Origin of the sequence: Aphanothece microscopica RSMan92 (genome assembly GCF_046613545.2) — a bacterium.
Lineage (GTDB): Bacteria > Cyanobacteriota > Cyanobacteriia > PCC-6307 > Cyanobiaceae > NIES-981.
Map to the genome: position 1 here is coordinate 1 of NZ_JBKKKY020000051.1, position 20,511 is coordinate 20,511.

Below are 20,511 nucleotides of genomic sequence, written 5' to 3' on the forward strand. Positions count from 1 at the left end.
AGCCGTGCGCAGCTTGCGGATGATCTGCTCGGGGGTGTGACGCTTGCGTTTCATGGGGCTTCTCCTGGCCAAGTCTGGCCGGTCGGGAAGCTCTCATAAGGACTGGTTCAGTTTCTGGGGTCCACGCCAGGCCCACCGTGAACGCCTACTGCTCGGTGGTGGCAGCCGGCTGCGATCGGGTGCAGACCCTTGCCAGCCGCACCATCCGCTCCATCTCGATGAGCACCGCCACCCCCGACGGGTCCAGGGCGCGGCCCTGGACCTTCGCCAGCGCTCCAGTGCTTCCTCTATGACCATCTGGACTGGCCGCATCGCGCGACAGGCTCCTAGCCTGAGGCTCAACTCCACGCCGATTCCGCTTGAACAAGATCACTGGACCACTGCGCAGGGCCGTGTTCTATGGCGCGATCAGCTACGGAGGGCTTGTTCTGATCAACAATGCAGAGCTTGACCTCCCGAACATGTGGATCGCCTATCTGCCGATGTTTATCGGGGTCTATGTCCTGACGCAGTGGCTGGATCGCAAGATTGGGAACTGACAGGGGGCCAGGCGTATCTATCTTGAGGGAGCCCCTTCAGGGCCAGTGCCCCTCTTCATAGGTCAACGATGGGGGCTTTCAAGACAAACCCAGCCACCTCAACTCAGGGACATCGGGGAGGGGGTTAGGACCTCAGCAGACCCTGGATTGGGTTGGCGCCCAGAGGTCTTACACGGCCTAGAGGGGGCCAGAGGTCCCCAAGCCCGAGGATCTCAGCCCGAAGACCAGATGCATGGGCTGCGGGGCTGAAGGGCCCTGAGCCTGGCGGACGAACGACAGCAAGCACGACATGCCCATCACTGAGCGGGTTGCCTTCTGTCAGGCGCTGCTGCGACATCAGGGGATCGTCATGGAGCCGTCCTGAGATAGAGGCGTTTGGGGGTGTGGCCGGCTGAGGCCGCCGGCCTGCGTCTGTGTTCTCTGATCATTGCGCCCAGTCGCGGTCGTGCGGGAAGGGGTGCTCGAGCCGGGAAACAGCCGCCGATTTGCCCCATAAAGCAGGTGGCATCCGCACTTAGCCCTGTTCAGGCAAGAGCTGCTTGATCCCGCGGCAATCCCCATGTGCTGACAGAGCCGCGGCTGCCCGGGGGGCAGAGGGGATCATGTGAAGGATTGTGATGTTGGGTGGTCGATGGCCTTTTCCCTGTTCCCCGCAGCAGCCCTCTTCAACAAAACAGTGGTCCAGCTGCGCGAGCTGGCCCGGCGCCTGGGCGTCAAGAGCTACGCCCGGCTTGCCAAGGGAGAGCTGGTGGAGGCCTTGAGTCAGGTTCAGCCAGAGGCACCCGCTGAACAGCCAGTTGTCTCCGCCACAGCCATGGCTGCTGAGATCACAGCGGCAGCGATCCCAACGCGGCCGTCTGCCACCACCCGTGTGGTTTTCCTGCCGCGGGATCCCCAGTGGGCCTATGTGTTCTGGGAGATCAGCAGCGACGATCGTGCGCGGGCCACGGCTGCAGGCGGGCAGCAGCTCTGCCTGCGAGTGGCTGATGTCACCGGCCTGCCCCTCGGGGCTGCCCATCCCCACGCCCTGCAGGAGCTGGTGGTGGATACGGACGCACGGGAGTGGTACCTGCCGGTACCACTCTGTGATCGCGACTATCGCGTCGATCTGGGCTATCGCCTGGCCGGCGGCGGCTGGTTCTCCCTGGCGGTGTCTTCCGTGGCGCGGGTGCCGGCGCTGGAGCCCAGCTCAGGGATGGCCGATGGGTTTGCAGCCTTTTCCCTGGAGGCTCCGATCGGTGCGATCTCGGAACCGGTGCCAGCTTTGAGCAGTGGCGGGGTAGAGCACGAGCGCTTTTACCGGCTGGCCACGGTCGCCAGCTCCCGCAGCCGCCGCGTCGGCTCGGAGGTGCTGCATGAGAATGATTTTGGTGGCGAACAGGCAGGGTTGCTCAATGCCTCAGGAGCTGGGGTGTGGGCCAGCGGCCGGAGCGAATCGGGCAGTGGTCTGCTGCGCCAGCGCTCCTTCTGGCTGGTGGCTGATGCCGAGCTGATCGTCCACGCTGCCACCGAACCGAGCGCCAGCCTGTTCATCGGCGAAGCGCCGGTGGCTTTAAACGCCGACGGCACCTTCCGCGTGCACGTGCCCTTCCGCGATGGCGAGCAGCTCTATCCGATCCGTGCGGTCGCTGCCGATGGGGAGCAGGAGCGCTCGATCCGGCTGGAATTCCAGCGCCGCACACCAGAAGCCCAGGTGAACACCCGGGAAGAGGCGGAGCTTGCCTGGTTCTGAACATCAGCCCATGCCGGTTCCCCCACTGAAACGTGCTCGTCGCTGAGCAGCGGTTGGACCTCCGGAGCCGCCATCAGCGTCTCCAGGAACCTGCCCATCACCTGCTCACGCAGCAGCCGCTCCCTGGTCTTGGGGAACCTGGTGGGATGCCGGACGGGATCATCCGGATCGAGGCCGACCAACCAACCGATCGAGCGCCTGGACCGATCAAGGGGGTCACGTCAGTCCGGCCCGGGTGCTTGACGCGGATCCCGTCGCCATCGCCGATCGAGAGCACTCAGGGGGGTGGAGCTGGCTGCAGGCTGGGGCCCCGGAGGGGACTCAGCAGCTGAGCAACTCCCGCAGGAACTGATCGCTCAAGGTCACAGCCGCGGCCCAGTTCTCCGCCTCGCTCAGGCCTGAGCTGCGGGTCGGCTTGAAGCTGTGGTCACCGCTGGGGATCCAGCCCAGCTGCACCTGCGGCGAGAGCCTGTAGGTCTCCACGTCCTCTCTCCGGCCGAACGTGTCCCGCTCCCCTTGCAGGATCAGGGTTGGAGTCTGCAGCCCCGCCAGGTGCTCGGTGCGCAGCTGCAGCGGCTTGCCGGGCGGGTGAAAGGGATAGCCCAAGCACAGACAGCCGCGCACCCCATCGCTGGCAGACAGGTCATCGAGCAGCAGGCTGGCGACCCGACCGCCCATTGACTTGCCGCCGATGACCAGCGGCCGCTTCGGCCCCCCTGTCTTCTCGAGCTGCACCTGCTGGCGGAACGCCTCCAGCAGCACCGGCATCCGGTCGGGCCCGTGCCGGCGACCCGTTTCTCGCATCCGGACCATGTAGGGAAACTCAAAGCGCACCACCCGCCAGCCACAGTGCGCCAGCCCACTGGCGATGGCCGCCATGAACGGACTGTCCATCGCTGCACCAGCCCCATGGGCCAGCAGAACGGTGGCTGGCGCGGACTCGGGCCCGTCGATCAAGCGGGGCGAGGAGAGGGTGGCCTCAGCGTTCATTGGGTCGTTGCTCGCGTAACCCACCGGCGACAATCCGTCCGCCTCAACGTCGCCGCCCCGAACGAGAACGATCAGCGCAGCTGCCCCTCACTCCTCCTCGTCGGCCCCTCCCGCCGGCACCAGGCGGATCTGCTTGCGACCCAGCTTGATCTCGAACTCATCTCCCGGCTTGAGGTCGAGCAGGCCGGTGTAGGCCTTGCCCACCAGCAGATTGCCGTTGCCCTGCACGGTGGCCACGTAGCTCAAGCTGCGGCCAGCCTTCCCTTTGCCGTTGCCACCACCCTCTCCGAGGCTGACGCCTTTGGCCTCCAGCAGGGCCTCGTAGAAGGCGGTGAAGTTGAGGCGCTCACCGCCATCCTTCTTGGTGCTCACATAACCAGCGGCCCGCACCAGATCGGATTTGGAACCATCTCCGAGCTCTTTGACTTTGGCGAGCAGTTCAGATCCGGTGAGGGCCATGGTGGTGAAGCATCCACTAACGGCACTCTAATGCTCGGGCTGTTGGCTGTGAGCGCTACACGGTTCGGGGGTAGCCCTCATGGGCGGAGGCTTTTGCAGAGCTTTGCCATCACCATTCCCATCCAGGACCGTGTGACCTCGGCGCAGCACTTCCTGCATGCGGGCACGGCGCATCCCTGTCTTGTCAGCATCGGCGACGGGGAAGCCTGCCCATCGCTCATCGCCACGCTGAAGGGGGTTCAGGGGGTACGGGAACAGGAACACCGGCAAGCCGCCGCCGCCGGGAAAGAGGCCTAACTTGAGGTTGAGGGGAGATTCGGAAGCCAACCCGGACCCTGCCTTCCAAGAGAATCCGGCCAGGGATCCCCCGAGCCGGTGGTCACAAAGGAGGTGCGCCCAATGTGCGTGAAACCGCCGTGAACTCGATGGCGCAGCGCGAACGCCTTCCCGTAGGTGCAGAAAGCCATACGCCACTGCTGATCCCCGCGTGTTGAACCCCCGGGCTGCATAACCCGGGTGTGGATCACAAGCGAGAAGGTCAAGCCCCGAGCATCTCTTCTTGCAGACGTGATCTCACTCCTTGCCTGCCAGGCCCCAGACAGGTGACACGTGAACCCCAGACACCCGACCGGCCGTCCCTGGTGTGAGGAGGTGACCGCCGCAACCGGTGCAAAGGCGCCCCCCACGGGGCGCCTTCCTGCTTGAGGACAATCATCAGGGTGACGCGGAACTGGCGGCCAGCTACGGGGTGGTGGAGGCGGAGGGTCGCCCGCTTGATCCCCGATCGGCGGATTCCCCGGCATCCCATTGCAGGCATCGACAGGATGGACGGGTCGCGGAACCCTGATGGACAGCACCGCCAGTTCAGCCTCCACACCGCTGCTGCTGATCCACCCGATCGGTGTCGGCCTCTCCTCGAGGTTCTGGGATCGGTTCATCCGCTGCTGGACGACGCGTGACCCCACAGCAGAACTGCTGGCGCCGGATCTGATCGGTTGCGGTGATGCTCCCTGCCCGGAGCAACCACTCACCCCGGAAAACTGGGCCGAACCGCTCATCAGCCAGCTGCGGGAGCGCGGTTCGCGGCCGGCCGTTCTCGTGAGCCAGGGCGCCTCCCTTCCGATCGCGCTGGCGCTCCAGGCCGGGGCGCCTGAACTGGTGCGTGGCCTGGTAGCGATCAGCCCGCCGGGCTGGCGCGTGCTGCAGGAGGCATTCCCACCAGAGCGGGCCCACACACTGTGGCGGCTGCTGTTCCGTGGACCGGTCGGAGGGCTCTTCTATCGCTACGCCCGGCGCCGCAGCTTTCTGCGTGCGTTCTCGCAGAAGAATCTGTTCGCCCGCGCCGAAGACGTCGATACCGAATGGCTGGACACCTTGGTGGAGGGATCCCGCTCGATGGCCACCCGCTGGGCCGTGTTCTCCTTCCTCGCAGGTTTCTGGCGCCGGAACTGGGAGCCACAGCTCGCGGAACTCACCATTCCCCTGCTGGTGGTGTTCGGGGAATCAGCCACAGGCATCGGACGCGCGCGGTACTGGGACGATCTCAGCGAGCGCCTGGCCACCTATCGCTGCACCTTGCCGCAGGCCGCCATCACCACCATCGAGGGCAGGAACGTGTTGCCGTATGAGTCCACAGAGGCCTGCGTCTCCTGCGTGCGCGACTGGCTGAGCGGCCTGAGGTGATCGCCCACCAGGCGTTCGCTGAACAACCCGTCTCCCCCTGCGAAATGGCCCATCCGCTCAGCTGAGAGGCACGGTCAACAGGCGCAGAGGGGTTGGCGGAGCGGGATTCAGGTCGCCAGGGCCGCGCCCCGGACCTCCGCCAGCGCTCCATTGCTGCCTCCGTTCTCCTCAAATGCAGCTCGCTGATCCTCTACTTCAGCCCCCACCTAACCCGGCGAATCCTTGCCTGGGCGGAAGGCCTGTTCAGGGCACCAGATCGCGGCAAGGGAATCTCCCAGGCCCCGCGTGCGGCCCTGCAGGTGCTCCATCCCCACCCAGGCGCAGACAAGGCCATCGAGGCTGTCTTCCAGCGGCTTGAGGGCAGCAAGAGCGGAGACCTGCTCAGGCTCCGGCAGAGGCAGGGCGATCGCCCCGATGTGCTGATTGAGGGCGGTTCGGATCTGCCGGAACTCCACCAGCAGCCGGCGGATCCTCTCGGACACCGGCAACTGCTCAGCCTTCCAGTACTGAAGCGAGCGGCTGACCTTGTAGGGAACCCGGTAGTCGCGCTGCAGCAGCGCCAGCAGGGCGACATGGGGATAGACCTCGATCACCCCGCGAGGCCCAGCGCAATCTGTGGCGGTGTGCAGGGGGTAGCCCCTGCTCTGCAGCTCCTCACGGATCCGGTCAGCGATGGCTCCAGGCCGCTGGGCCGTCGGGCTATGGACGGCACAGCCCCGGTTGCCGAACAACCGCGATACCTCACGATCGGCCGCACGTCGCTGGGCGATCGGCTCGGCGGAAAGCGGCATGTCGAAGGCGATCAGATCCACCGGCCCTCCGCCAAGACGTTCAGCGGCGTCCAGCAGTGCATCGATCTCTGGCCTGCTGCCCTGCGGCCGTGCCGCCCAGTCCACAGGGGTGCCATGGGCCAGGTCGATGAAGCTCTGATAGCTGGGAGCCAGGGCCACACACGACCATGCATCTCCGCGCTGCTGCACCAGGGCCACACCACTGGGCTGATGGGCCGTCCAGGCCGCATCGATCCCCAGCACCAGGCCCCCGGCAACAGGAGTTGGCCTCTCGATCCTCACCGCCGTGCCGGATGCACACACCCTGGCTGCAATCTGGCAACCCGGCGATCAAGCCGCGATCCGCCAGGCCATGGCCCTACCGGCCACGGTGCTCTGCTGCGCCAGGAGAACGCGACCGTCTACGCCAATCCCCGCTCCAGTTGGGCGGCCCTGGCCACCTGGGTGCAGTTCAGCGGCTCCGCTGCAGACATGTTGGGTGCCACTGCCCTGCTGAGGGGTTGAGCGGGGGCCCCACGCCCCTGCAGCCCTTCGCCAATGCACGGCTCCTGCTGCATGAGACCTCCATCCCCGGCGTCGACACCGGTGACTTCACCTACAACGGCATCCTCTGCCGCAGCGCCCGTCTGCCGCCCAAGCCGGGGGCGATCTGGCTGAGCAGCGAGCTGGCGTGGCAGCAGCACGGCCGGTGATGCCGCTGTGGACCCCTACGCCCAGCACACCCAGTTCTCGGTGCTGGAGTTCGGCGCCAGCTACGGCTCCGGCGGCATCGGCGCCCTGGTGCAGCCGCTGATCCGGCCGATACTGAACAGGCGCGTCTGATGTGATGAGCCGCTCTACAGCCCAGCCTGCAGGCAGCCTGGAGCAGGTTCTTGCGCTCCTGCGTGAGCACCGTGGCGAGTGGCGGCGGCGCTACCAGCTGCAGCGAATCGGTCTGTTCGGCTCCATGGCCCGTCGGCAGGCCACGGCTGGCAGTGATGTGGATGTGTGGGTGGAGCTGGATCCGCTGACGCCGTTTGCCACCGTGCATCTCAAACAGGAACTGGAAGAGCTGCTGCAACGCCCCGTTGATCTGGTGCGCCTGCGGGAGCGGATGAACCCGGCTCTGCGAGCGGCGATCCTCAAGGACGGCATCAGCGCGTGAGTGACGAGCTGTTGCTGGTGCTCGTTCCGCTGCGGCAGGCACTGGAGCGGTACGAGCGCAAGGCCAACCCGCTGTTACAGGATCCAGGCCTGCTGGAGCAGGAGGAAGGCCAGGGTCTTCTGGATGTGATCTGTATGCAATTTCTGGCTGACGGAGAAGCTCTCAGCAGCAGGGGACTCCCCCTGCTCGTGCCGTGCAGACCCAGGCCGGCAGTCCTAACCTGTTGTACAGGGAGTTGGACGCCTCAGATGCAGGTGGTGAGCTTTTCGGAAGCCCGCGAGAGCTTCAAGGCGGTGCTGGATCGTGTCGAGGCCGACGCCGATGTCACCCTCATCACACGGCGCCACGCCCAGGGTGCCGTGCTGATGTCGCTTGACACCTACAACAGCCTGATGGAGACGGTGCATCTGCTGCGCGCTCCCGCCAATGCCACCCACCTGCAGCGCTCACTGGAGCAGGCCGATCGTGGTGAGCTGCTCGACCATCCCCTGATCGACGCCGATCTGGTGGATGCCGGCAACTGAGCGGCTGGCGTGGACGCCGGCAGCCTGGGAGGACTATCTCTACTGGCAGGGCCAGGACCGCAAGCAGCTGCGGCGCATCAACCAGCTGATTCAGGCCTGCCTGCGGGATCCCTGCGTGGGCATCGGCAAACCGGAGCCGCTGCGGGAAAACCTCTCCGGCTGCTGGTCACGCCGCATCGATGACGAGCATCGGCTGGTGTATCGCCTGGCAGCGAACCTGCTGGTGATCCTGGCCTGCCGCTACCACTACCGCTGAAACGGGAAGCTCGGCAATAGCCCATGACCTCCCTGGGGCCCGGCCCCACCCAGCTCATGGGCCTCACCCTGATCGAGGCAGCCCAGTACGAAACCCTCCTCGAGCACCTCGCCGTGCTCAAGACCTTCTCGGAGGGGGAACTGGTTTCGCGGCTGCCAATTCTGAACATCAACGGCAGCGGCCTGTGATGCCGATCGAGGGCCGTCGCTGTCGTGGCAAACCTGGCCCACGCAATCGCACACCTCACCTGGGCTGAGCCAGGCCAGCGCCTCCAATCACAACAGGGAGATCTGCTGCTCCCAAACGTAGAAATCAAAGGGCGGGGATGTCATCTCTTGCCTTGAGTCTTTCGCTGACAGCTGCAGCATGGCTCATCAGAATTGAACCAATCAGTGGGATCGGTCATGGCAGCAGTCAGCGGAAGACGTGGGCGGCTGATCAGCGTGCTGGCCTGCCTGGCAGCGGCGGGTTGGCTGCTCCCTGCGGCACAGGCCGAACCGCAGCAGGCGCTGGCGATCCTGCTCAAGCAGCTGCAGGCCAAGCCCATGGGCCTCTACGACGGTGTGCGTCTGTTCCGGCTGAACCAGCCCGGTGGCGGCACGCTCACCCTCACGGTGAGCTGCGAGCGCGAGCAGTGGCGTGTGCAGAACAGCGACAGCGCCAAGGGCCAGCCCAGCTTCTACGACACACCCTTTCTCTCCGCCAAGGGGATTGGCCGCACCTGGGTCTGCACCGGTCCTGCGCGGGTGCTGGAGTGACGTTCAGCCGCTCGCGCTCAAACCGCGCCACGATCTGGGTGAGCAGGGCCCGTTCAGCCGCCCATTGATCGCCCGTTTGGGTGATCAGCAGCACACTCAGCTCCACCGCCAGCGGCGTGATCCGTTTCACGCCACGCACCAGCGGCGGCTCCAGCATCAACGGTTTCCACTCAGGCCTGGCCGCAAAGGCCAGGCATTCCTCCCGCAGCACAGCCAGGGCCTGCTCCAGGTGCGCACTGTCTGGTGGCAGCGGCACGCAGCCGCAGTCCCAGCTGATCGGGCTGCATGCTGCGCCGTGCATGGCGCAACCGGCGCTGCAGCACCTGTTGCCAAGGCTGGGCCAGCTGTTCAGGCCCGAGGCCGTGCAGCTGACCGTCGGCCGCGGTGACCGTGAGCAGTGGCAACGGCACAGGCCTGCCCGGCACACGCGCCTGCAGCACCACGGTGCCGCCAGGGCCAGGAATGCTCTCGACCTCCAGCTGATCGGCCTTGCATGGAGGCCATGGGATCAGCCGGGGCGGTTCAAGCGCTTCAGGCGCAGGGCGCTCACCGAGACGATGGCTTCGAAGTCGGCCCTGCATGACGATGCGTTGCCGCTGGTCACGAGGGATGTGGATCCCGCTGCTGCTCCTGCTGTCTCCAGCCTCCGGTTCGATCGTGGCTGCAACGGGATTCGGAGGCTCCGTCGATGGAAGACACCCCGCCTGAGCACCAGCCAGGAGTGCGCTGACGATCCGGCCCCTGCTCCAACAGTCCTGACCAGATGTGACGTTCCTGGCGTGTCGCTGCTCTGCGAGAACAGCCCTGTCGCCGTCCACTGCGCCGCCCCAGGTGCCCCGGACCCAACGGAACGTCCCGGTTGACACCTGGCCCCAGGTGCCAGCGCCGGCAGCTCCGACCACAACTAAAACCACCTGATCTGACGATCAACCGACCGCACAGCTGCGCCCGCCCCCCTTGGGAAGGCACCACGGCTGAGCAGACAAAGCCCGGGGCCAGCGCTCCGGGCTTTGTTGTGACCATGCTGCGGGCCAGGGCACAAGCAAGGAAATGGACTGCGACTGTGGAGCGGATCCATCCGCGGCGCTGGAACGCCGAACCCTGTGGATGGTGCTCGTGATCAACTCCGTCATGTTCGTGGTGGAGCTTGCCTTTGGCCTCCGCGCCGATTCCAGCGGTCTGATTGCTGACTCGCTCGACATGCTCGCCGACGCGGGTGTGTACGGCATCAGCCTGGGGGCTGTGAGCCGCAGCCTGAAGCGACAGCGCCGTGCCGCGCAACTCAGCGGCCGGCTTCAGATCCTGCTCGCGATCTGGGTGCTGTTGGAGGTGCTGCGCCGCAGCGTCCTTGGCCTTGAACCGATGAGCGCCGTGATGATGGGCATAGGCGCTCTCGCCCTGCTCGCCAACCTGCTCTGCCTGGTGCTGGTGCGTCGGCACCGCAATGGCGGAGTGCACATGCGCGCCTCGGTGATCTTTTCCACCAACGACACCCTGGCCAACCTCGGCGTGATCGTCGCCGGCCTGCTGGTGGCCTGGACCGGCAGCCCCATCCCCGACCTGCTGATCGGCACCGCCATCAGCCTGCTGGTGCTCAACGGCGGCCTCCGCATCCTTCGCGAGGCTCGCGCCTCACGCCCGTGAGCCGTCTGTCGCCTGGGTGCTCAGCTGACGCGGCGGCATCGGCAGACGGGTGCTCACCGCGAAGGCGAGGGCCACCAGCAGGGCCGAAGCCCACAGGCACGCCTGCAGACCACCCACCAGAAACAGGGCGCCGGAGAGCACGGTGCCCACCAGGCGGCCGGCAGCATTGGCCATGTAATAGAAGCCCACGTTCAGGCTGACATCCTCGGCTTCTGTGTAGGCGAGAATCATGTAGCTGTGAATCGAAGAATTCATCGCAAAGACCAATCCGAATGCGGCAAGGCCCACCACCACGGCAATGCCGGGATGGGCCGCCTCCCGCCAGAGGGCGATGGCGATCAGCGCAGGGATGGCCGTGAGCGAGCCGCTCCAGAACTCCACCGCTTTCACGCCCGGGGGGGCGCTCTGGCCCCAGCTGCGTCGCAGGGCGGGCGCCGATCCCTGCACGATCCCGTAGCCGATCACCCACAGGCCCATGAAGCCACCCACCTCCCAGAAGCGCCAGCCCAGGGCCTGCTGCAGAAACACCGGCAGGGCCACCACGAACCAGACATCACGGGCGCCGAACAGGAAGAAGCGGGCCAGCGACAGGATGTTGATGCCTGCGGATTTGGAAAACAACGCGGTGAAGCTTGGCTCAGCTTCATGCGGCCGATCTCCGCCGGCAGAACCAGGGTGAGCAGGAAGGCGAGAAACAGACCGGCCGCCATCGCACCCACCGCCGCGTTGAAGCCGATCGTGGTGAGCAGCAGACCCCCTAGGAAGAAGCCCACGCCCTTGAGTGCGTTCTTGGAGCCGGTGAGAATGGCCACCCACTGGAACAGTTGGCCTTCGCCCTTGCCGTGATCCTCCGGTGTTTCCGGCACCACGGTTTTGATGGCGCTCTTGGCGCTCATCTTGTTGAGATCCTTGGCGATGCCGCTGATGGCCTGAGCCACCATCACATAAGCGACGCTCCACCACTTCGGCCAGGAATCAGCCACCGGAATCAGCATCAGCAGTGCCGCCACCTGCATGAGGGTGCCGGTCCACAGCGTGAGCCGCAGCCCGAAGCGGGCGCCCAGCCAACCGCCATAGAGATTGGTGATCACCCCGAAGAACTCATAGAAGAGAAACAGGAAGGCGATCTCGAGGGTGCTGTAGCCGAGCTCATGGAAGTGGAATACCACCAGCATGCGCAGGGCGCCGTCGGTGAGCGTGAACGCTCAGTAGTTGGCGGTGACGATCGCGTATTGCTGCAGCGCAGAAAGAGCCTGGCGCGGTTGCTTCGAGGCCTCGATCGAGGTGGGTCGTGGGTCTCTGTTCATGGCCTGGTCTCAACGCTCATCCAGCAGGACGACATGGCTCACCAGATCAGCCATGCGGCAGCTGTAGCCCCACTCGTTGTCGTACCAGGCGTAGACCTTGAGCTGGCTGCCGTTCACCACCATCGTGGAGAGGGCGTCGATGATCGAACTGCGGCTGTCGTTGACGAAATCCACAGACACCAGCGGCCGGGTTTCGTAGCCGAGGATGCCGTGCAGAGGGCCATTCGCGGCGGCTTCAAAGGCGCCATTCACCTCCTCCACCGTGACGTTGCGCTCCAACTCGAAAACTGCATCGGTGAGCGAGGCGTTCAGCAGCGGCACCCGCACGGCGTGGCCGTTGAGCTTGCCCTGCAGCTCCGGGAAGATCAGGCCGATGGCCTTGGCCGATCCGGTGCTGGTGGGGATCAGGCTCTGCAGGCAGGAGCGGGCGCGGCGCAGATCGCTCTTGAAGCCATCGACCACCACCTGGGTGTTGGTCACATCGTGCAGGGTGGTGATCGAGCCGTGGCGGATGCCGAAGCTTTCGTGCACCACCTTCACGACCGGAGCCAGGCAGTTGGTGGTGCAGGAGGCGGCGGTGAGCAGCCGGTGCCGCTCCGGGTCATAGAGGTGATGGTTGATGCCGAACACGATGTTCAGCGCCTCGGCACCGGCAATCTCTCCTTTGACGGGGCAGGCCACCACGACGCGCCGGAGGCCCACCGCATCGAAATAGGGCTGCAGGGTTTCAGGCGTCTTGTTCTTGCCGCTGCATTCGAGCACCAGCTCCACGCCCGTCTCCCGCCAGGGAACTGCAGTGGGCTCCTTCTCCTGGGTGTAACTCACGGGCTTGGTGCCCACGAAGAAGCCGCGCGTGTTGGTCTGCACCGCCTGCTGCCAGCGGCCGTGCACGGAATCGAACGCCAGCAGGTGCGCCGCGGTCTGGGCATCGCCGCCGGCGTCGTTCACGTGCACCAGCTCGATGCCGGGCCGGCCCCAGAGGGCGCGGAACACCAGGCGGCCGATACGGCCGAAGCCGTTGATTCCGATCTTCATGGCTGCAGCAGCCCGCTTCGGGGCGCGGAGGCCGACGCACCATAAATCAACTAGGATTGATGGGTTGTGTGTCGCCGGTCACATGCAGGTCAGCACCAGTTCTCCGGCGGGCCTCCGTCGAGCCACAGTTGGCCCTCCAGCCACCGCCATCGCCCCAGCGCCCGGATCGCTCGGCGCCGATCAGGCCAGGGCTCTGCTGAAGGCCCTGGCCGAACCGATCCGCTTGCAGCTGATTGAGGCCCTTGGAGGCGGGGAACGCTGCGTGTGCGAGCTCACCGAGCAGCTGGGCCTGGCCCAGTCCAAGCTCTCCTTTCACCTCAGGGTGCTGAAGGAGGCGGGGCTGCTGACAGACCGTCAGAGCGGCCGCTGGGTGTACTACAGACTCCGACCCGAAGCCATCGAACAGCTGCGGGGCTGGCTCTCCGGCCTGGCGGCCCACTGCACAACTCCCGCTGAACCTTGCTGTTGATGGCTATGGGCATCTTTGAGCGCTTCCTCAGCCTCTGGGTCGCACTCGCGATTGCCTCCGGCGTAGCCCTCGGCGCCCTCTTCCCGGGGGCCGCTCAGGCGATCGCATCGCTGGAGGTGGCACGCATCAATCTGCCCATCGGTCTGCTGATCTGGGGCATGATCTACCCGATGATGCTGGCGGTCGATTTCGGCTCCCTGGCCGGACTGCGGCATCAGCCCAGGGGACTGGTCATCACGGTGGTGGTGAACTGGCTGATCAAGCCGCTCACGATGACAGCCATCGCCTGGCTGTTCCTGCGCGGACTCTTCGCGGCCTGGATTCCAGACGAGCTGGCTGACCAATACATCGCCGGCATGATCCTGCTCGGCGTGGCACCCTGCACGGCCATGGTGTTCGTGTGGAGCCGCCTCAGCGATGGGGATCCCAACTACACCCTGGCTCAGGTGGCCATCAATGATCTGATCATGGTGTTCGCCTTCGCTCCGATCGCCGCGCTGCTGCTGGGCGTGAGCAAGGTGCTGGTGCCTTGGAACACGCTCTTCACGGCGGTGGGTCTGTTTGTCGTGATTCCACTGACGGCCGGTTGGCTCACCCGTGTGTTGCTGCACTCCACCCGTCGGATGGACCGTCTTGAGCAGCGGCTCAAGCCCTTGGCGATCGTGAGCCTGATCGCCACGGTATTGCTGCTGTTCATGGTGCAGGCCAGCGCCATCCTGGCTAATCCACTGGCGATCGTTCTGATCGCCATCCCCCTGATCCTGCAGACCTATCTGATCTTCTGGATCAGTGCCCAGTGGATGCGCCTGTGGCGCCAGCCCCATGCCATAGCGGCCCCCGGCGCCATGATCGGCGCCTCCAATTTCTTCGAGCTGGCCGTGGCCGTGGCAATCAGCTTGTTCGGACTCAATTCCGGAGCTGCGCTCGCCACCGTGGTGGGTGTTCTGGTGGAGGTGCCAGTGATGCTCTCGCTGGTGGCGATCGCGAATCGCAACGCACGCTTGTTCCCCTATCGAACCGTCTGAACCAGGCCCGATAGGCCCTTGAGAGAAGGACTCGCTCCTGAGCTGGCACCGCAGCCGATTACCACTGGGCTTCTGTCTTCCGCCAGCCTTCTTTGAGCTTTTTGTTCCAGAGCTTGAGCGCTTCCTGCCGGCTGAGTTCCTTGCGGTGCTTGAGCCGAGGCACGGGCTAGTCGGGCAGCAGCTCCTCGGTGATCAGCTCCAGCCGCTGGCTCCAGCGGTCCCAGTGGGTAGGCCGGAAGTGCAACACCTGCCGTCCATCGCTCAGCCAGCCAGGCTTGGGGGAGAGGGGCGGGTGCTTGCTGGTCGCCACGCGAGGTTCAGGCCACCTCCAGTGCACCAGCCACTCGGCATAGGCGCCACGGGTGCGGTTCTCCAGCAGGTGGCCGGAGTTCCAGCGGAGGAAGGCGTCGAGGTCACTCATGGCCGGTTGGATTCCGGGCGCAGCGGCACAAAGATCCGGTTGCCGTTGGCCTTGTTGGTGAACACGGCATTGCCCTGGACGTAGATCTCCCGTTCCCAGAGGCCGCCCAGGCTGTCTCGCAGGGTGGAGAAGGGGAAGCCTTCCTGGATCAGTCGGTAGGTCATCGCCGTGCCGTCCTTCCAGACGATCTGAACTGTGCCGTCGCTGCTGTGGCTGTCGCGGCAGGGGATCGGCCGGTCGTTGTAGGCGCAGTCCTTCCAGGGTTCGGCGCGGCTGGGGGCGCCGCCGATCAGCAGGGCCGCCATCGCGGCGATTCCCGAAGCCGACCGGGCACCGTGGCACCGGCCAAGTGCGGCTGGCAGGCACCGCAGCCGCTCACGCATCAGTACCCCCATCCACCGCTTGCACGACCCCCAGGATGGAGGCGGTGGAGCGTGACGGGAACGGGCCGATGTGCGTGAGTTGGTGCTGGCCATTGGCATTCCAGGATTTCGGCCATCTCTGATTCGGAAAGCTCAACGGTGACTTTCATGGTTTTCACCTCAGAGCGTCAGACGCCAAGGACAACATGGCGGCTCAGACCAGGCCACCCAGCCGGATGAGGGCACCCACCACCACAAAGGCGATCGCCAGAGCGGTGATGCCGCGGATGTGCCAGGCCAAACCGCTGAGGGTGGCGTCGGTGAGGTTGGGGATCAGCCGAAGCCGGGCGTGGATGGCCAGGGCAGCCGTGGCGGCAAGCAGCAACAGCTTGGTTCCCACCAGCATCCCGATTGGATTGGCCGGGCTGAACAGCCCCTGGAACCTCGGCAGGTAGATCCAGGTCATCCACAGCCCCGTCACCACCTGGATCGCCAGGGCGGTGAGGCCCAGCGGCTCGAAGGTCTCCTCGAAACTGCGGATCGCCGTCGCGCTCCGCTCCCGCAGGGCTCTGGGCAGCACCCCCAGGTCCAGCACCAGATGCCCGCCAGTCCACACCGTGGCGGCGAGGGCATGCACGATCACCAGCAGCGGGAAGACGGACATGGCAGCACCGGGGGATCTCCACCCACGATGGGTGCGATCCAGAGGGGCTGAGCGTGAAGGTGTTCGTGGACCTGTGGGTGGTGCCGATCGGCGTGGGGGTGCCCCTGGCGCCCAGCATCGCCGCCTGCGAAAGGGAGCTCACGACAGCCGCCCTCAAGATCCAGCTGCACCCCAACGGCACCGCCATTGAAGGGGAAAAGCAGCAGACCCTGGAAGGCAAGGTGGCCAGGGTGCAGGCGCTGCTCTGATGGCCGATCATCCGGAGGCGCCTGGAGCGATCCTCCACTTCTGGTTTGAGGAGTCTCGGCCTGGGCAGTGGTTTGCCAAAGACCCGGTCTTTGACGGGCAGGTGCGGGAGCGCTTCATCGGCCTCACACGACAGGCGATCGCCGGCGAGCTCGCCCCATGGAGCACTGAGGCGCCAAGCGCCCTGGCGCTGGTGCTGCTGCTCGATCAGTTCCCGCGCCAGATCTGGCGCGACACCGCCATGGCCTTCGCAGGCGATCCCCAGGCCCTGGGGTTGAGCCTGGGGGCGGTGGAGCAGGGCTGGCTGGAGGCAGAACCCGAGCAGGCGCGGCGACAGTTCTGGCTGATGCCGCAGATGCACAGCGAGGAGCTGGCGGTGCAGGAGGCGGCCGTGCCGCTGTTCGGGCAGTTCACCGACGCACGCACCGCCGAGTTCGCCCGCCGGCACCGTGACGTGATCGCCCGCTTTGGCCGCTTCCCCCATCGCAACGCTGCTCTTGGGAGGGTGTCGAGCGCTGCGGAGCTGGCCTTCCTGCAGACACCGGGCTCAGGCTTCTGAGCCATCGGGTCCCACGGCGGCGGCGGAAGGCGACCCAGGGCTGGCGCTGCAAGGTGCCGGCGTTCACCCTGCAGCCAGGGTGACGCTGACGACCCGCCCGCCCCCGATCTCGATCCGCTCGATCGCCGCCATCACCTGCCGCCGCCAGGCCGGTGTCATCTCCGGGGTTCGCGCCGATCGTGGGCAGCAGCTCAGCCAAGATCCAGTTTCAGCTGGCGGTCTGTGGTCGCCGCGTCGCCGCTCCCGCGGCGGCGGCGCTCCCCGGGGCGGAGTCCCGAACGCCTGGAGCCGTGCCGCTGCTGGATCGTGTCCGCCCTTTCCGAGAAGCCTTCCTGCCGCCGCCGGGTATGGATTCGCTCGCGGGCTTCCCTGGCCGCAGCGGCGGGATCGACGACGGGTTGCGGATAGTCCAGCCCCACCCCCCGGCCGGCCAGGAGCGGGCCGGCGTCCTCGAGGGTCCAGGGCCGATGGCGCTGGGCCGGCGGCAGCTGAGCCAGCTCCGGCAGCCACCTGCCGATGAAGCTGCCGTGGGGGTCGTGGTCCTCGCCCTGCTTGATCGGGTTGTAGATGCGGACGGTGTTGATGCCGGTGGTGCCCGCCTGCATCTGGCACTGACTCCAGTGAATGCCGGGCTCGTAATCCACGAACAGGCGCGCCAGCACCAGTCCGGCGTCGCGCCAGGGGAGGTTGAGGTGGTGGCAGGCCACCGAAAGCAGCATCGCCCGCATGCGGAAGTTGAGCCAGCCGGTGGCCCTCAGCGACCTCATGCAGGCATCCACAAACGGCAGTCCGGTGCGTCCCCGGGCCCAGGCCTCCAGGCGGACGGGATCACTTGAGGCCAGCCCCGCCATGAGTGGATGCAGTTCGCGGAATTCCAGGTCGGGCTGGCACTCCAGCTTCTGAATGAAATGGCAGTGCCAGTGGAGCCGTTCCTGGAACCCGCGCAGAGCCCGCTGCCAGGTACGGCCCACAGTGGAGCCGCTGGCGCCGGCGCCGAGCTCCTGTCGGCGGTGGCGGCAGGCGTGCACCACCTGCCGCAGCGACAGGGTGCCCCAGGCAAGGTGCGCCGAGAGCCGGGAGCAGCCGCTGGTGGCGGTGAGAGGGCTCGACAGGTCCAGGTGATACCGGGCTCCCCTGTGCTGCAGGAAGCTCTCCAGCAGGGCCAGGCCCTCACGGCGGCCGCCGGGCTGGCGGCCGGGGCAGGGATCATCCGCCAGGCCAAGCGCTGCAGCATCGGGCAACGTGCCCGGATCCACCCCCTCCAGGCAAGGCAGCCGCGGCGGCGGCGGCGAGAGCGGTTCGCCCATCAGCTCCTGCCAGCGCCGGGCCCAGCCGTCGCGGCTGGGCAGCCGTCGGATCACGCCGAACTGGCGGCATTGGCGCCAGGTGATGCCGTGCCTCCGGGCCCAGGCGGCCACCCGCCGGTCGCGGGCGTAGGTCCAGCCGTTTCCTGTCTCCTCATGGCTCCAGAGGCCGCCGATCCCGAAGCGACGCCGGGCTCGCTCCAGCACCTCCTCCACCTCTCCGACCCGCACCACCAGGGGCTGGCCCAGACAGGCCAGCTCCTGGCCCAGGTCGATCAGACTCTCAGCGCAGAAGGCCCACTGGCGGGCGGAGGCATCCGGCTGCCGCCACAGCTCCGGTTCGATCACCACCAGCGGCAGCACCGGCCCGTGGCGGCTGGCCTCAAGCAACGGCCGATGGTCGGTGACCCGCAGATCCCGCTTGAACCACATGACCTGCAGAGAGCCCACCGTCTCGCCGCCGCCCAACTCCGGCGTTCCACTTTGGCGGGTTGGTCATCGGACGGCGAGCACCGCCACCATGACCTCAGCGACCTGCAGCTCCGCCGAGGAAACGTGGAGTTCTCCCACGGGGTGTGCGAGGCCTGCATGGCGAAGCATGTCCCGGAAGTGGCACCGCTGGTTTGAGCCTCCAGCGAACCGAAGCGGAGAGCTGGCCCTAGCGAGGCCAGGCTTGCTGAGGTGAGCTGCCCGCTGTGAATCCTGAAGTGAGGTGTAGACCCTGCGCTGCTGCGCCACCCATCAGGGATTCAGACGCTCCTCCTGCCAGCCGTGGGCTCGTCTCCAGCGACGACGCAGGTGAGGATGATCCCTCAGCTCCAGCAACTCCACCTGGGCAAGATCAATGCGCAGCAGCTGGAAATGCTCCGGCAGCGGGGTTGCGTCGGCAAGCTCCAGCGGGAAAGCCTCTGCGGCATCAAACGCTGCCCCCGGTTCGGGCCAGCCCCAGAGGGCGCGGCCTGAAGGGGTGAGCTGGTACCAGTGCCGCAGGCGCGCATCCCTGTCCACGTCTGGGGGCAAGGTCAGTACGTCCCCGCGCAGGCGAAACTGAGAGCGGGCTTTGGGCAGCAGCCAGCACAGTTCCACGGCGGGCTGCTGCTGCAGCTCAACCTGTTTCGCACTGCGCCCGTCGGTGAGCAGATCCAACGCGGCGCCAGCGACCCAGCCACGAAAGACCAGGGTGCGCACCCGCGGGCTGCCATCGGGAGCGACGGTGGCGAGCTGCAGCCAGCGGGCCGCTGGTGAGCGGCCTTCCCGTTCGCGGGCCCCGCGGAGTAACGCTCGCCATGGCGGCAGTGCCATCACGTCGGCTTCGGCTGGCGTCGGTTCAGGGCCAGGGCACTTCCGATACCTGACGGGCTGCCGATCAGCGCGCTCCAACAGCGACTGGCTGCATCAGGCCACCACCTCCTGAGCCGGAATCGTCATCATCACGCTCTTCACCAGGCTGCAGGATTGCGCAGAGGCCAATGGCGGCGCTGCAGACAATGCTCAACACCAGCCGCAGGGGGAACTCGTTAGCCACTGGATCGAGGAACTCTCCCATCATGAGCCGCGTTGTTACAAACAGCAACATAAGTGATTTCCCCTGATCTGTAAAGGCTGTCCCTGCCGTGCAAGCACCTCCCACTTGTCCTGTCTTCTGGCCGCCCTTCCGCTTGTCACGGCTGCATGGCTGGTGGACCAGCCATGAAAAAAGCCCCCTCCTGGAGTGGAGGGGACCTAAGGGATTCGGGTTCACCGGACTGATCGCACAGAGTTGATCACCCTGTGTTCAGGCCGGTTGGTGATGCCGTCCTGGCGGCCTCAGCCGATCGCCGGGGCGGTCAGCGCCACGGGGGTGGCTTCCGCAGCGGCCAGGTCGAGGGGGAAGTTGTGAGCGTTGCGCTCGTGCATCACTTCCATGCCCAGGCCAGCGCGGTTCAGCACATCAGCCCAGGTGTTGATCACGCGGCCCTGGCCGTCGAGGATCGACTGGTTGAAGTTGAAGCCGTTCAGGTTGAAGGCCATCGTGCTCACGCCCAGGGCGGTGAACCAGATGCCGATCACAGGCCAGGCAGCCAGGAAGAAGTGCAGGCTGCGGCTGTTGTTGAAGCTGGCGTATTGGAAGATCAGGCGACCGAAGTAACCGTGGGCAGCCACGATGTTGTAGGTCTCTTCCTCCTGGCCGAACTTGTAGCCGTAGTTCTGGCTCTCGCTCTCGGTGGTCTCACGCACCAGGCTGCTGGTCACCAGCGAACCGTGCATGGCGGAGAACAGGCTGCCGCCGAACACACCGGCCACACCCAACATGTGGAAGGGGTGCATCAGGATGTTGTGCTCAGCCTGGAACACCAGCATGTAGTTGAAAGTGCCGCTGATGCCGAGGGGCATGCCGTCGGAGAAGGAGCCCTGACCGAAGGGATACACCAGGAACACGGCGCTGGCAGCAGCCACGGGGGCGCTGTAGGCCACGCAGATCCAGGGGCGCATGCCGAGGCGGTAGGAAAGTTCCCACTCGCGGCCCATGTAGCAGAAGACGCCGATCAGGAAGTGGAAGACAACCAGCTGGTAAGGACCGCCGTTGTACAGCCACTCATCGAGGGAGGCAGCTTCCCAG

31 protein-coding genes and 1 pseudogene are annotated in these 20,511 nt (G+C 66.1%); 18 read left to right on the top strand and 14 right to left on the bottom strand.

Features of this window, described 5'->3' with window-relative positions; genetic code table 11:
- Positions 1 to 137 precede the first annotated feature (137 nt).
- From ACLD7X_RS12470 to ACLD7X_RS12480, 3 genes are all read left to right on the top strand, one after another.
- Positions 138 to 293, top strand: coding sequence for a hypothetical protein (locus tag ACLD7X_RS12470; RefSeq protein WP_411423967.1), 156 nt, complete (start codon positions 138 to 140; stop codon positions 291 to 293).
- A 66-nt stretch (positions 294 to 359) separates the two neighbouring features.
- Positions 360 to 539, top strand: a complete 180-nt coding sequence (locus ACLD7X_RS12475; RefSeq protein ID WP_411423968.1) for a hypothetical protein — start codon at positions 360 to 362, stop codon at positions 537 to 539.
- Positions 540 to 1,170: 631 nt separating this feature from the next.
- A complete protein-coding gene (locus ACLD7X_RS12480; RefSeq protein WP_411423969.1) occupies positions 1,171 to 2,271 on the top strand; it encodes a DUF4912 domain-containing protein in 1,101 nt (366 codons plus the stop codon).
- Positions 2,272 to 2,276: 5 nt separating this feature from the next.
- Here the strand turns inward: ACLD7X_RS12480 and ACLD7X_RS12485 are convergent.
- The 3 genes and pseudogenes from ACLD7X_RS12485 to ACLD7X_RS12495 all read right to left on the bottom strand — a co-directional run.
- Positions 2,277 to 2,456, bottom strand: a pseudogene (locus ACLD7X_RS12485) (IS5/IS1182 family transposase); the annotation flags it as partial.
- 136 nt (positions 2,457 to 2,592) lie between these two features.
- The gene (locus ACLD7X_RS12490) at positions 2,593 to 3,228 is read right to left on the bottom strand and encodes an alpha/beta fold hydrolase (RefSeq protein WP_412007301.1); all 636 of its coding nucleotides are present in this window, start codon (positions 3,226 to 3,228) and stop codon (positions 2,593 to 2,595) included.
- Between the two features lie 120 nt (positions 3,229 to 3,348).
- Positions 3,349 to 3,720 carry an AbrB family transcriptional regulator gene (locus ACLD7X_RS12495; protein ID WP_411423971.1) on the bottom strand — a complete coding sequence of 124 codons (372 nt, stop codon included), beginning with the start codon at positions 3,718 to 3,720 and terminating at the stop codon, positions 3,349 to 3,351.
- 93 nt (positions 3,721 to 3,813) lie between these two features.
- On the opposite strand from ACLD7X_RS12495, the gene ACLD7X_RS12500 reads away from it, so the two are divergent.
- Both ACLD7X_RS12500 and ACLD7X_RS12505 read left to right on the top strand, forming a co-directional pair.
- Positions 3,814 to 4,017 carry a hypothetical protein gene (locus ACLD7X_RS12500; RefSeq protein ID WP_411423972.1) on the top strand — a complete coding sequence of 68 codons (204 nt, stop codon included), beginning with the start codon at positions 3,814 to 3,816 and terminating at the stop codon, positions 4,015 to 4,017.
- 549 nt (positions 4,018 to 4,566) lie between these two features.
- On the top strand, positions 4,567 to 5,403 hold the full coding sequence (locus tag ACLD7X_RS12505) for an alpha/beta fold hydrolase (RefSeq protein WP_411423974.1): 837 nt from the start codon (positions 4,567 to 4,569) through the stop codon (positions 5,401 to 5,403).
- Between the two features lie 206 nt (positions 5,404 to 5,609).
- On the opposite strand, the gene ACLD7X_RS12510 is transcribed toward ACLD7X_RS12505, so the two are convergent.
- Positions 5,610 to 6,497: a DUF429 domain-containing protein gene (locus ACLD7X_RS12510; protein WP_425625193.1), complete on the bottom strand. Its 888-nt coding sequence runs from the start codon at positions 6,495 to 6,497 to the stop codon at positions 5,610 to 5,612.
- Between the two features lie 197 nt (positions 6,498 to 6,694).
- Here ACLD7X_RS12510 and ACLD7X_RS12515 point away from each other — a divergent pair, with 197 nt between their 5' ends.
- From ACLD7X_RS12515 to ACLD7X_RS12555, 9 genes are all read left to right on the top strand, one after another.
- The gene (locus tag ACLD7X_RS12515; protein ID WP_411423977.1) at positions 6,695 to 6,886 is read left to right on the top strand and encodes a hypothetical protein; all 192 of its coding nucleotides are present in this window, start codon (positions 6,695 to 6,697) and stop codon (positions 6,884 to 6,886) included.
- 7 nt (positions 6,887 to 6,893) lie between these two features.
- Positions 6,894 to 7,016 (top strand): hypothetical protein, encoded by a 123-nt coding sequence (locus tag ACLD7X_RS12520; protein ID WP_411423978.1) that lies wholly within the window; start codon positions 6,894 to 6,896, stop codon positions 7,014 to 7,016.
- Between the two features lie 4 nt (positions 7,017 to 7,020).
- Positions 7,021 to 7,338, top strand: coding sequence for a nucleotidyltransferase family protein (locus ACLD7X_RS12525; RefSeq protein WP_411423979.1), 318 nt, complete (start codon positions 7,021 to 7,023; stop codon positions 7,336 to 7,338).
- A complete protein-coding gene (locus ACLD7X_RS12530) occupies positions 7,335 to 7,862 on the top strand; it encodes a type II toxin-antitoxin system Phd/YefM family antitoxin (protein WP_425625194.1) in 528 nt (175 codons plus the stop codon). Before ACLD7X_RS12525 ends, ACLD7X_RS12530 begins: the two co-directional genes overlap by 4 nt.
- Positions 7,849 to 8,118 carry a Txe/YoeB family addiction module toxin gene (locus tag ACLD7X_RS12535; RefSeq protein ID WP_411423980.1) on the top strand — a complete coding sequence of 90 codons (270 nt, stop codon included), beginning with the start codon at positions 7,849 to 7,851 and terminating at the stop codon, positions 8,116 to 8,118. The genes ACLD7X_RS12530 and ACLD7X_RS12535 overlap by 14 nt, the downstream gene beginning before the upstream one ends.
- A 23-nt stretch (positions 8,119 to 8,141) precedes the next feature.
- The gene (locus ACLD7X_RS12540; RefSeq protein WP_411423981.1) at positions 8,142 to 8,306 is read left to right on the top strand and encodes a hypothetical protein; all 165 of its coding nucleotides are present in this window, start codon (positions 8,142 to 8,144) and stop codon (positions 8,304 to 8,306) included.
- 216 nt (positions 8,307 to 8,522) lie between these two features.
- Positions 8,523 to 8,876, top strand: coding sequence for a hypothetical protein (locus ACLD7X_RS12545; protein WP_411423982.1), 354 nt, complete (start codon positions 8,523 to 8,525; stop codon positions 8,874 to 8,876).
- Positions 8,877 to 9,175: 299 nt separating this feature from the next.
- Positions 9,176 to 9,739, top strand: a complete 564-nt coding sequence (locus ACLD7X_RS12550; protein ID WP_425625195.1) for a hypothetical protein — start codon at positions 9,176 to 9,178, stop codon at positions 9,737 to 9,739.
- 187 nt (positions 9,740 to 9,926) lie between these two features.
- Positions 9,927 to 10,520, top strand: coding sequence for a cation efflux transmembrane domain-containing protein (locus tag ACLD7X_RS12555; protein ID WP_412007299.1), 594 nt, complete (start codon positions 9,927 to 9,929; stop codon positions 10,518 to 10,520).
- Here the strand turns inward: ACLD7X_RS12555 and ACLD7X_RS12560 are convergent.
- The 3 genes from ACLD7X_RS12560 to ACLD7X_RS12570 all read right to left on the bottom strand — a co-directional run bounded on the left by ACLD7X_RS12560 (position 10,509) and on the right by ACLD7X_RS12570 (position 12,862).
- Positions 10,509 to 11,063: an MFS transporter gene (locus ACLD7X_RS12560; RefSeq protein ID WP_425625196.1), complete on the bottom strand. Its 555-nt coding sequence runs from the start codon at positions 11,061 to 11,063 to the stop codon at positions 10,509 to 10,511. The two genes, ACLD7X_RS12555 and ACLD7X_RS12560, sit on opposite strands and share 12 nt — an antisense overlap.
- Positions 10,982 to 11,695, bottom strand: coding sequence for an MFS transporter (locus tag ACLD7X_RS12565; RefSeq protein ID WP_411423986.1), 714 nt, complete (start codon positions 11,693 to 11,695; stop codon positions 10,982 to 10,984). Before ACLD7X_RS12565 ends, ACLD7X_RS12560 begins: the two co-directional genes overlap by 82 nt.
- A 141-nt stretch (positions 11,696 to 11,836) precedes the next feature.
- The gene (locus tag ACLD7X_RS12570; RefSeq protein ID WP_411423987.1) at positions 11,837 to 12,862 is read right to left on the bottom strand and encodes an ArsJ-associated glyceraldehyde-3-phosphate dehydrogenase; all 1,026 of its coding nucleotides are present in this window, start codon (positions 12,860 to 12,862) and stop codon (positions 11,837 to 11,839) included.
- Positions 12,863 to 12,944: 82 nt separating this feature from the next.
- On the opposite strand from ACLD7X_RS12570, the gene ACLD7X_RS12575 reads away from it, so the two are divergent.
- Both ACLD7X_RS12575 and arsB read left to right on the top strand, forming a co-directional pair.
- Complete coding sequence (locus ACLD7X_RS12575; protein WP_411423988.1) at positions 12,945 to 13,331, top strand: ArsR/SmtB family transcription factor; 387 nt, start codon at positions 12,945 to 12,947, stop codon at positions 13,329 to 13,331.
- On the top strand, positions 13,331 to 14,356 hold the full coding sequence (gene arsB, locus ACLD7X_RS12580) for an ACR3 family arsenite efflux transporter (RefSeq protein ID WP_411423989.1): 1,026 nt from the start codon (positions 13,331 to 13,333) through the stop codon (positions 14,354 to 14,356). Before ACLD7X_RS12575 ends, arsB begins: the two co-directional genes overlap by 1 nt.
- A 58-nt stretch (positions 14,357 to 14,414) precedes the next feature.
- Here the strand turns inward: arsB and ACLD7X_RS12585 are convergent, their stop codons facing one another.
- The 4 genes from ACLD7X_RS12585 to ACLD7X_RS12600 all read right to left on the bottom strand — a co-directional run bounded on the left by ACLD7X_RS12585 (position 14,415) and on the right by ACLD7X_RS12600 (position 15,803).
- The gene (locus ACLD7X_RS12585; protein WP_411423990.1) at positions 14,415 to 14,519 is read right to left on the bottom strand and encodes a DUF1651 domain-containing protein; all 105 of its coding nucleotides are present in this window, start codon (positions 14,517 to 14,519) and stop codon (positions 14,415 to 14,417) included.
- A gap of 3 nt (positions 14,520 to 14,522) precedes the next feature.
- Positions 14,523 to 14,777 carry a hypothetical protein gene (locus ACLD7X_RS12590; protein WP_411423991.1) on the bottom strand — a complete coding sequence of 85 codons (255 nt, stop codon included), beginning with the start codon at positions 14,775 to 14,777 and terminating at the stop codon, positions 14,523 to 14,525.
- A complete protein-coding gene (locus ACLD7X_RS12595; protein ID WP_411423992.1) occupies positions 14,774 to 15,082 on the bottom strand; it encodes a hypothetical protein in 309 nt (102 codons plus the stop codon). The genes ACLD7X_RS12590 and ACLD7X_RS12595 overlap by 4 nt, the downstream gene beginning before the upstream one ends.
- 271 nt (positions 15,083 to 15,353) lie before the next feature.
- A complete protein-coding gene (locus tag ACLD7X_RS12600) occupies positions 15,354 to 15,803 on the bottom strand; it encodes a CopD family protein (protein WP_411423993.1) in 450 nt (149 codons plus the stop codon).
- 53 nt (positions 15,804 to 15,856) lie between these two features.
- Between ACLD7X_RS12600 and ACLD7X_RS12605 the strand changes: the two genes are divergently transcribed.
- Both ACLD7X_RS12605 and ACLD7X_RS12610 read left to right on the top strand, forming a co-directional pair.
- The gene (locus tag ACLD7X_RS12605; protein ID WP_411423994.1) at positions 15,857 to 16,051 is read left to right on the top strand and encodes a thiamine-binding protein; all 195 of its coding nucleotides are present in this window, start codon (positions 15,857 to 15,859) and stop codon (positions 16,049 to 16,051) included.
- Positions 16,051 to 16,608: a DUF924 family protein gene (locus ACLD7X_RS12610; RefSeq protein WP_411423995.1), complete on the top strand. Its 558-nt coding sequence runs from the start codon at positions 16,051 to 16,053 to the stop codon at positions 16,606 to 16,608. The genes ACLD7X_RS12605 and ACLD7X_RS12610 overlap by 1 nt, the downstream gene beginning before the upstream one ends.
- 191 nt (positions 16,609 to 16,799) lie before the next feature.
- Here ACLD7X_RS12610 and ACLD7X_RS12615 read toward each other — a convergent pair whose 3' ends face one another.
- The 3 genes from ACLD7X_RS12615 to ACLD7X_RS12625 all read right to left on the bottom strand — a co-directional run.
- On the bottom strand, positions 16,800 to 18,344 hold the full coding sequence (locus ACLD7X_RS12615; RefSeq protein ID WP_411424001.1) for an FAD-binding domain-containing protein: 1,545 nt from the start codon (positions 18,342 to 18,344) through the stop codon (positions 16,800 to 16,802).
- Positions 18,345 to 18,653: 309 nt separating this feature from the next.
- Entirely contained in the window at positions 18,654 to 19,214 is a 561-nt protein-coding gene (locus tag ACLD7X_RS12620) for a pyridoxamine 5'-phosphate oxidase family protein (protein ID WP_411423997.1), read from the bottom strand.
- Between the two features lie 504 nt (positions 19,215 to 19,718).
- On the bottom strand, positions 19,719 to 20,511 hold a 793-nt coding region (locus tag ACLD7X_RS12625), incomplete at its 5' end, for a photosynthetic reaction center family protein (protein WP_411423999.1).

Excerpts from the sequence above, each read along its gene's own strand:
- ACLD7X_RS12480 (WP_411423969.1), top strand. The coding sequence starts at position 1,171 with ATGGCCTTTTCCCTGTTCCCCGCAGCAGCCCTCTTCAACAAAACAGTG.
- ACLD7X_RS12495 (WP_411423971.1), bottom strand. The coding sequence starts at position 3,720 with ATGGCCCTCACCGGATCTGAACTGCTCGCCAAAGTCAAAGAGCTCGGA.
- ACLD7X_RS12505 (WP_411423974.1), top strand. The coding sequence starts at position 4,567 with ATGGACAGCACCGCCAGTTCAGCCTCCACACCGCTGCTGCTGATCCAC.
- ACLD7X_RS12525 (WP_411423979.1), top strand. The coding sequence starts at position 7,021 with ATGAGCCGCTCTACAGCCCAGCCTGCAGGCAGCCTGGAGCAGGTTCTT.
- ACLD7X_RS12535 (WP_411423980.1), top strand. The coding sequence starts at position 7,849 with ATGCCGGCAACTGAGCGGCTGGCGTGGACGCCGGCAGCCTGGGAGGAC.
- ACLD7X_RS12540 (WP_411423981.1), top strand. The coding sequence starts at position 8,142 with ATGACCTCCCTGGGGCCCGGCCCCACCCAGCTCATGGGCCTCACCCTG.
- ACLD7X_RS12545 (WP_411423982.1), top strand. The coding sequence starts at position 8,523 with ATGGCAGCAGTCAGCGGAAGACGTGGGCGGCTGATCAGCGTGCTGGCC.
- ACLD7X_RS12550 (WP_425625195.1), top strand. The coding sequence starts at position 9,176 with ATGGCGCAACCGGCGCTGCAGCACCTGTTGCCAAGGCTGGGCCAGCTG.
- ACLD7X_RS12555 (WP_412007299.1), top strand. The coding sequence starts at position 9,927 with ATGGACTGCGACTGTGGAGCGGATCCATCCGCGGCGCTGGAACGCCGA.
- ACLD7X_RS12565 (WP_411423986.1), bottom strand. The coding sequence starts at position 11,695 with ATGCTGGTGGTATTCCACTTCCATGAGCTCGGCTACAGCACCCTCGAG.
- ACLD7X_RS12570 (WP_411423987.1), bottom strand. The coding sequence starts at position 12,862 with ATGAAGATCGGAATCAACGGCTTCGGCCGTATCGGCCGCCTGGTGTTC.
- ACLD7X_RS12575 (WP_411423988.1), top strand. The coding sequence starts at position 12,945 with ATGCAGGTCAGCACCAGTTCTCCGGCGGGCCTCCGTCGAGCCACAGTT.
- arsB (WP_411423989.1), top strand. The coding sequence starts at position 13,331 with ATGGCTATGGGCATCTTTGAGCGCTTCCTCAGCCTCTGGGTCGCACTC.
- ACLD7X_RS12590 (WP_411423991.1), bottom strand. The coding sequence starts at position 14,777 with ATGAGTGACCTCGACGCCTTCCTCCGCTGGAACTCCGGCCACCTGCTG.
- ACLD7X_RS12595 (WP_411423992.1), bottom strand. The coding sequence starts at position 15,082 with ATGGCGGCCCTGCTGATCGGCGGCGCCCCCAGCCGCGCCGAACCCTGG.
- ACLD7X_RS12600 (WP_411423993.1), bottom strand. The coding sequence starts at position 15,803 with ATGTCCGTCTTCCCGCTGCTGGTGATCGTGCATGCCCTCGCCGCCACG.
- ACLD7X_RS12610 (WP_411423995.1), top strand. The coding sequence starts at position 16,051 with ATGGCCGATCATCCGGAGGCGCCTGGAGCGATCCTCCACTTCTGGTTT.
- ACLD7X_RS12615 (WP_411424001.1), bottom strand. The coding sequence starts at position 18,344 with ATGTGGTTCAAGCGGGATCTGCGGGTCACCGACCATCGGCCGTTGCTT.
- ACLD7X_RS12620 (WP_411423997.1), bottom strand. The coding sequence starts at position 19,214 with ATGGCACTGCCGCCATGGCGAGCGTTACTCCGCGGGGCCCGCGAACGG.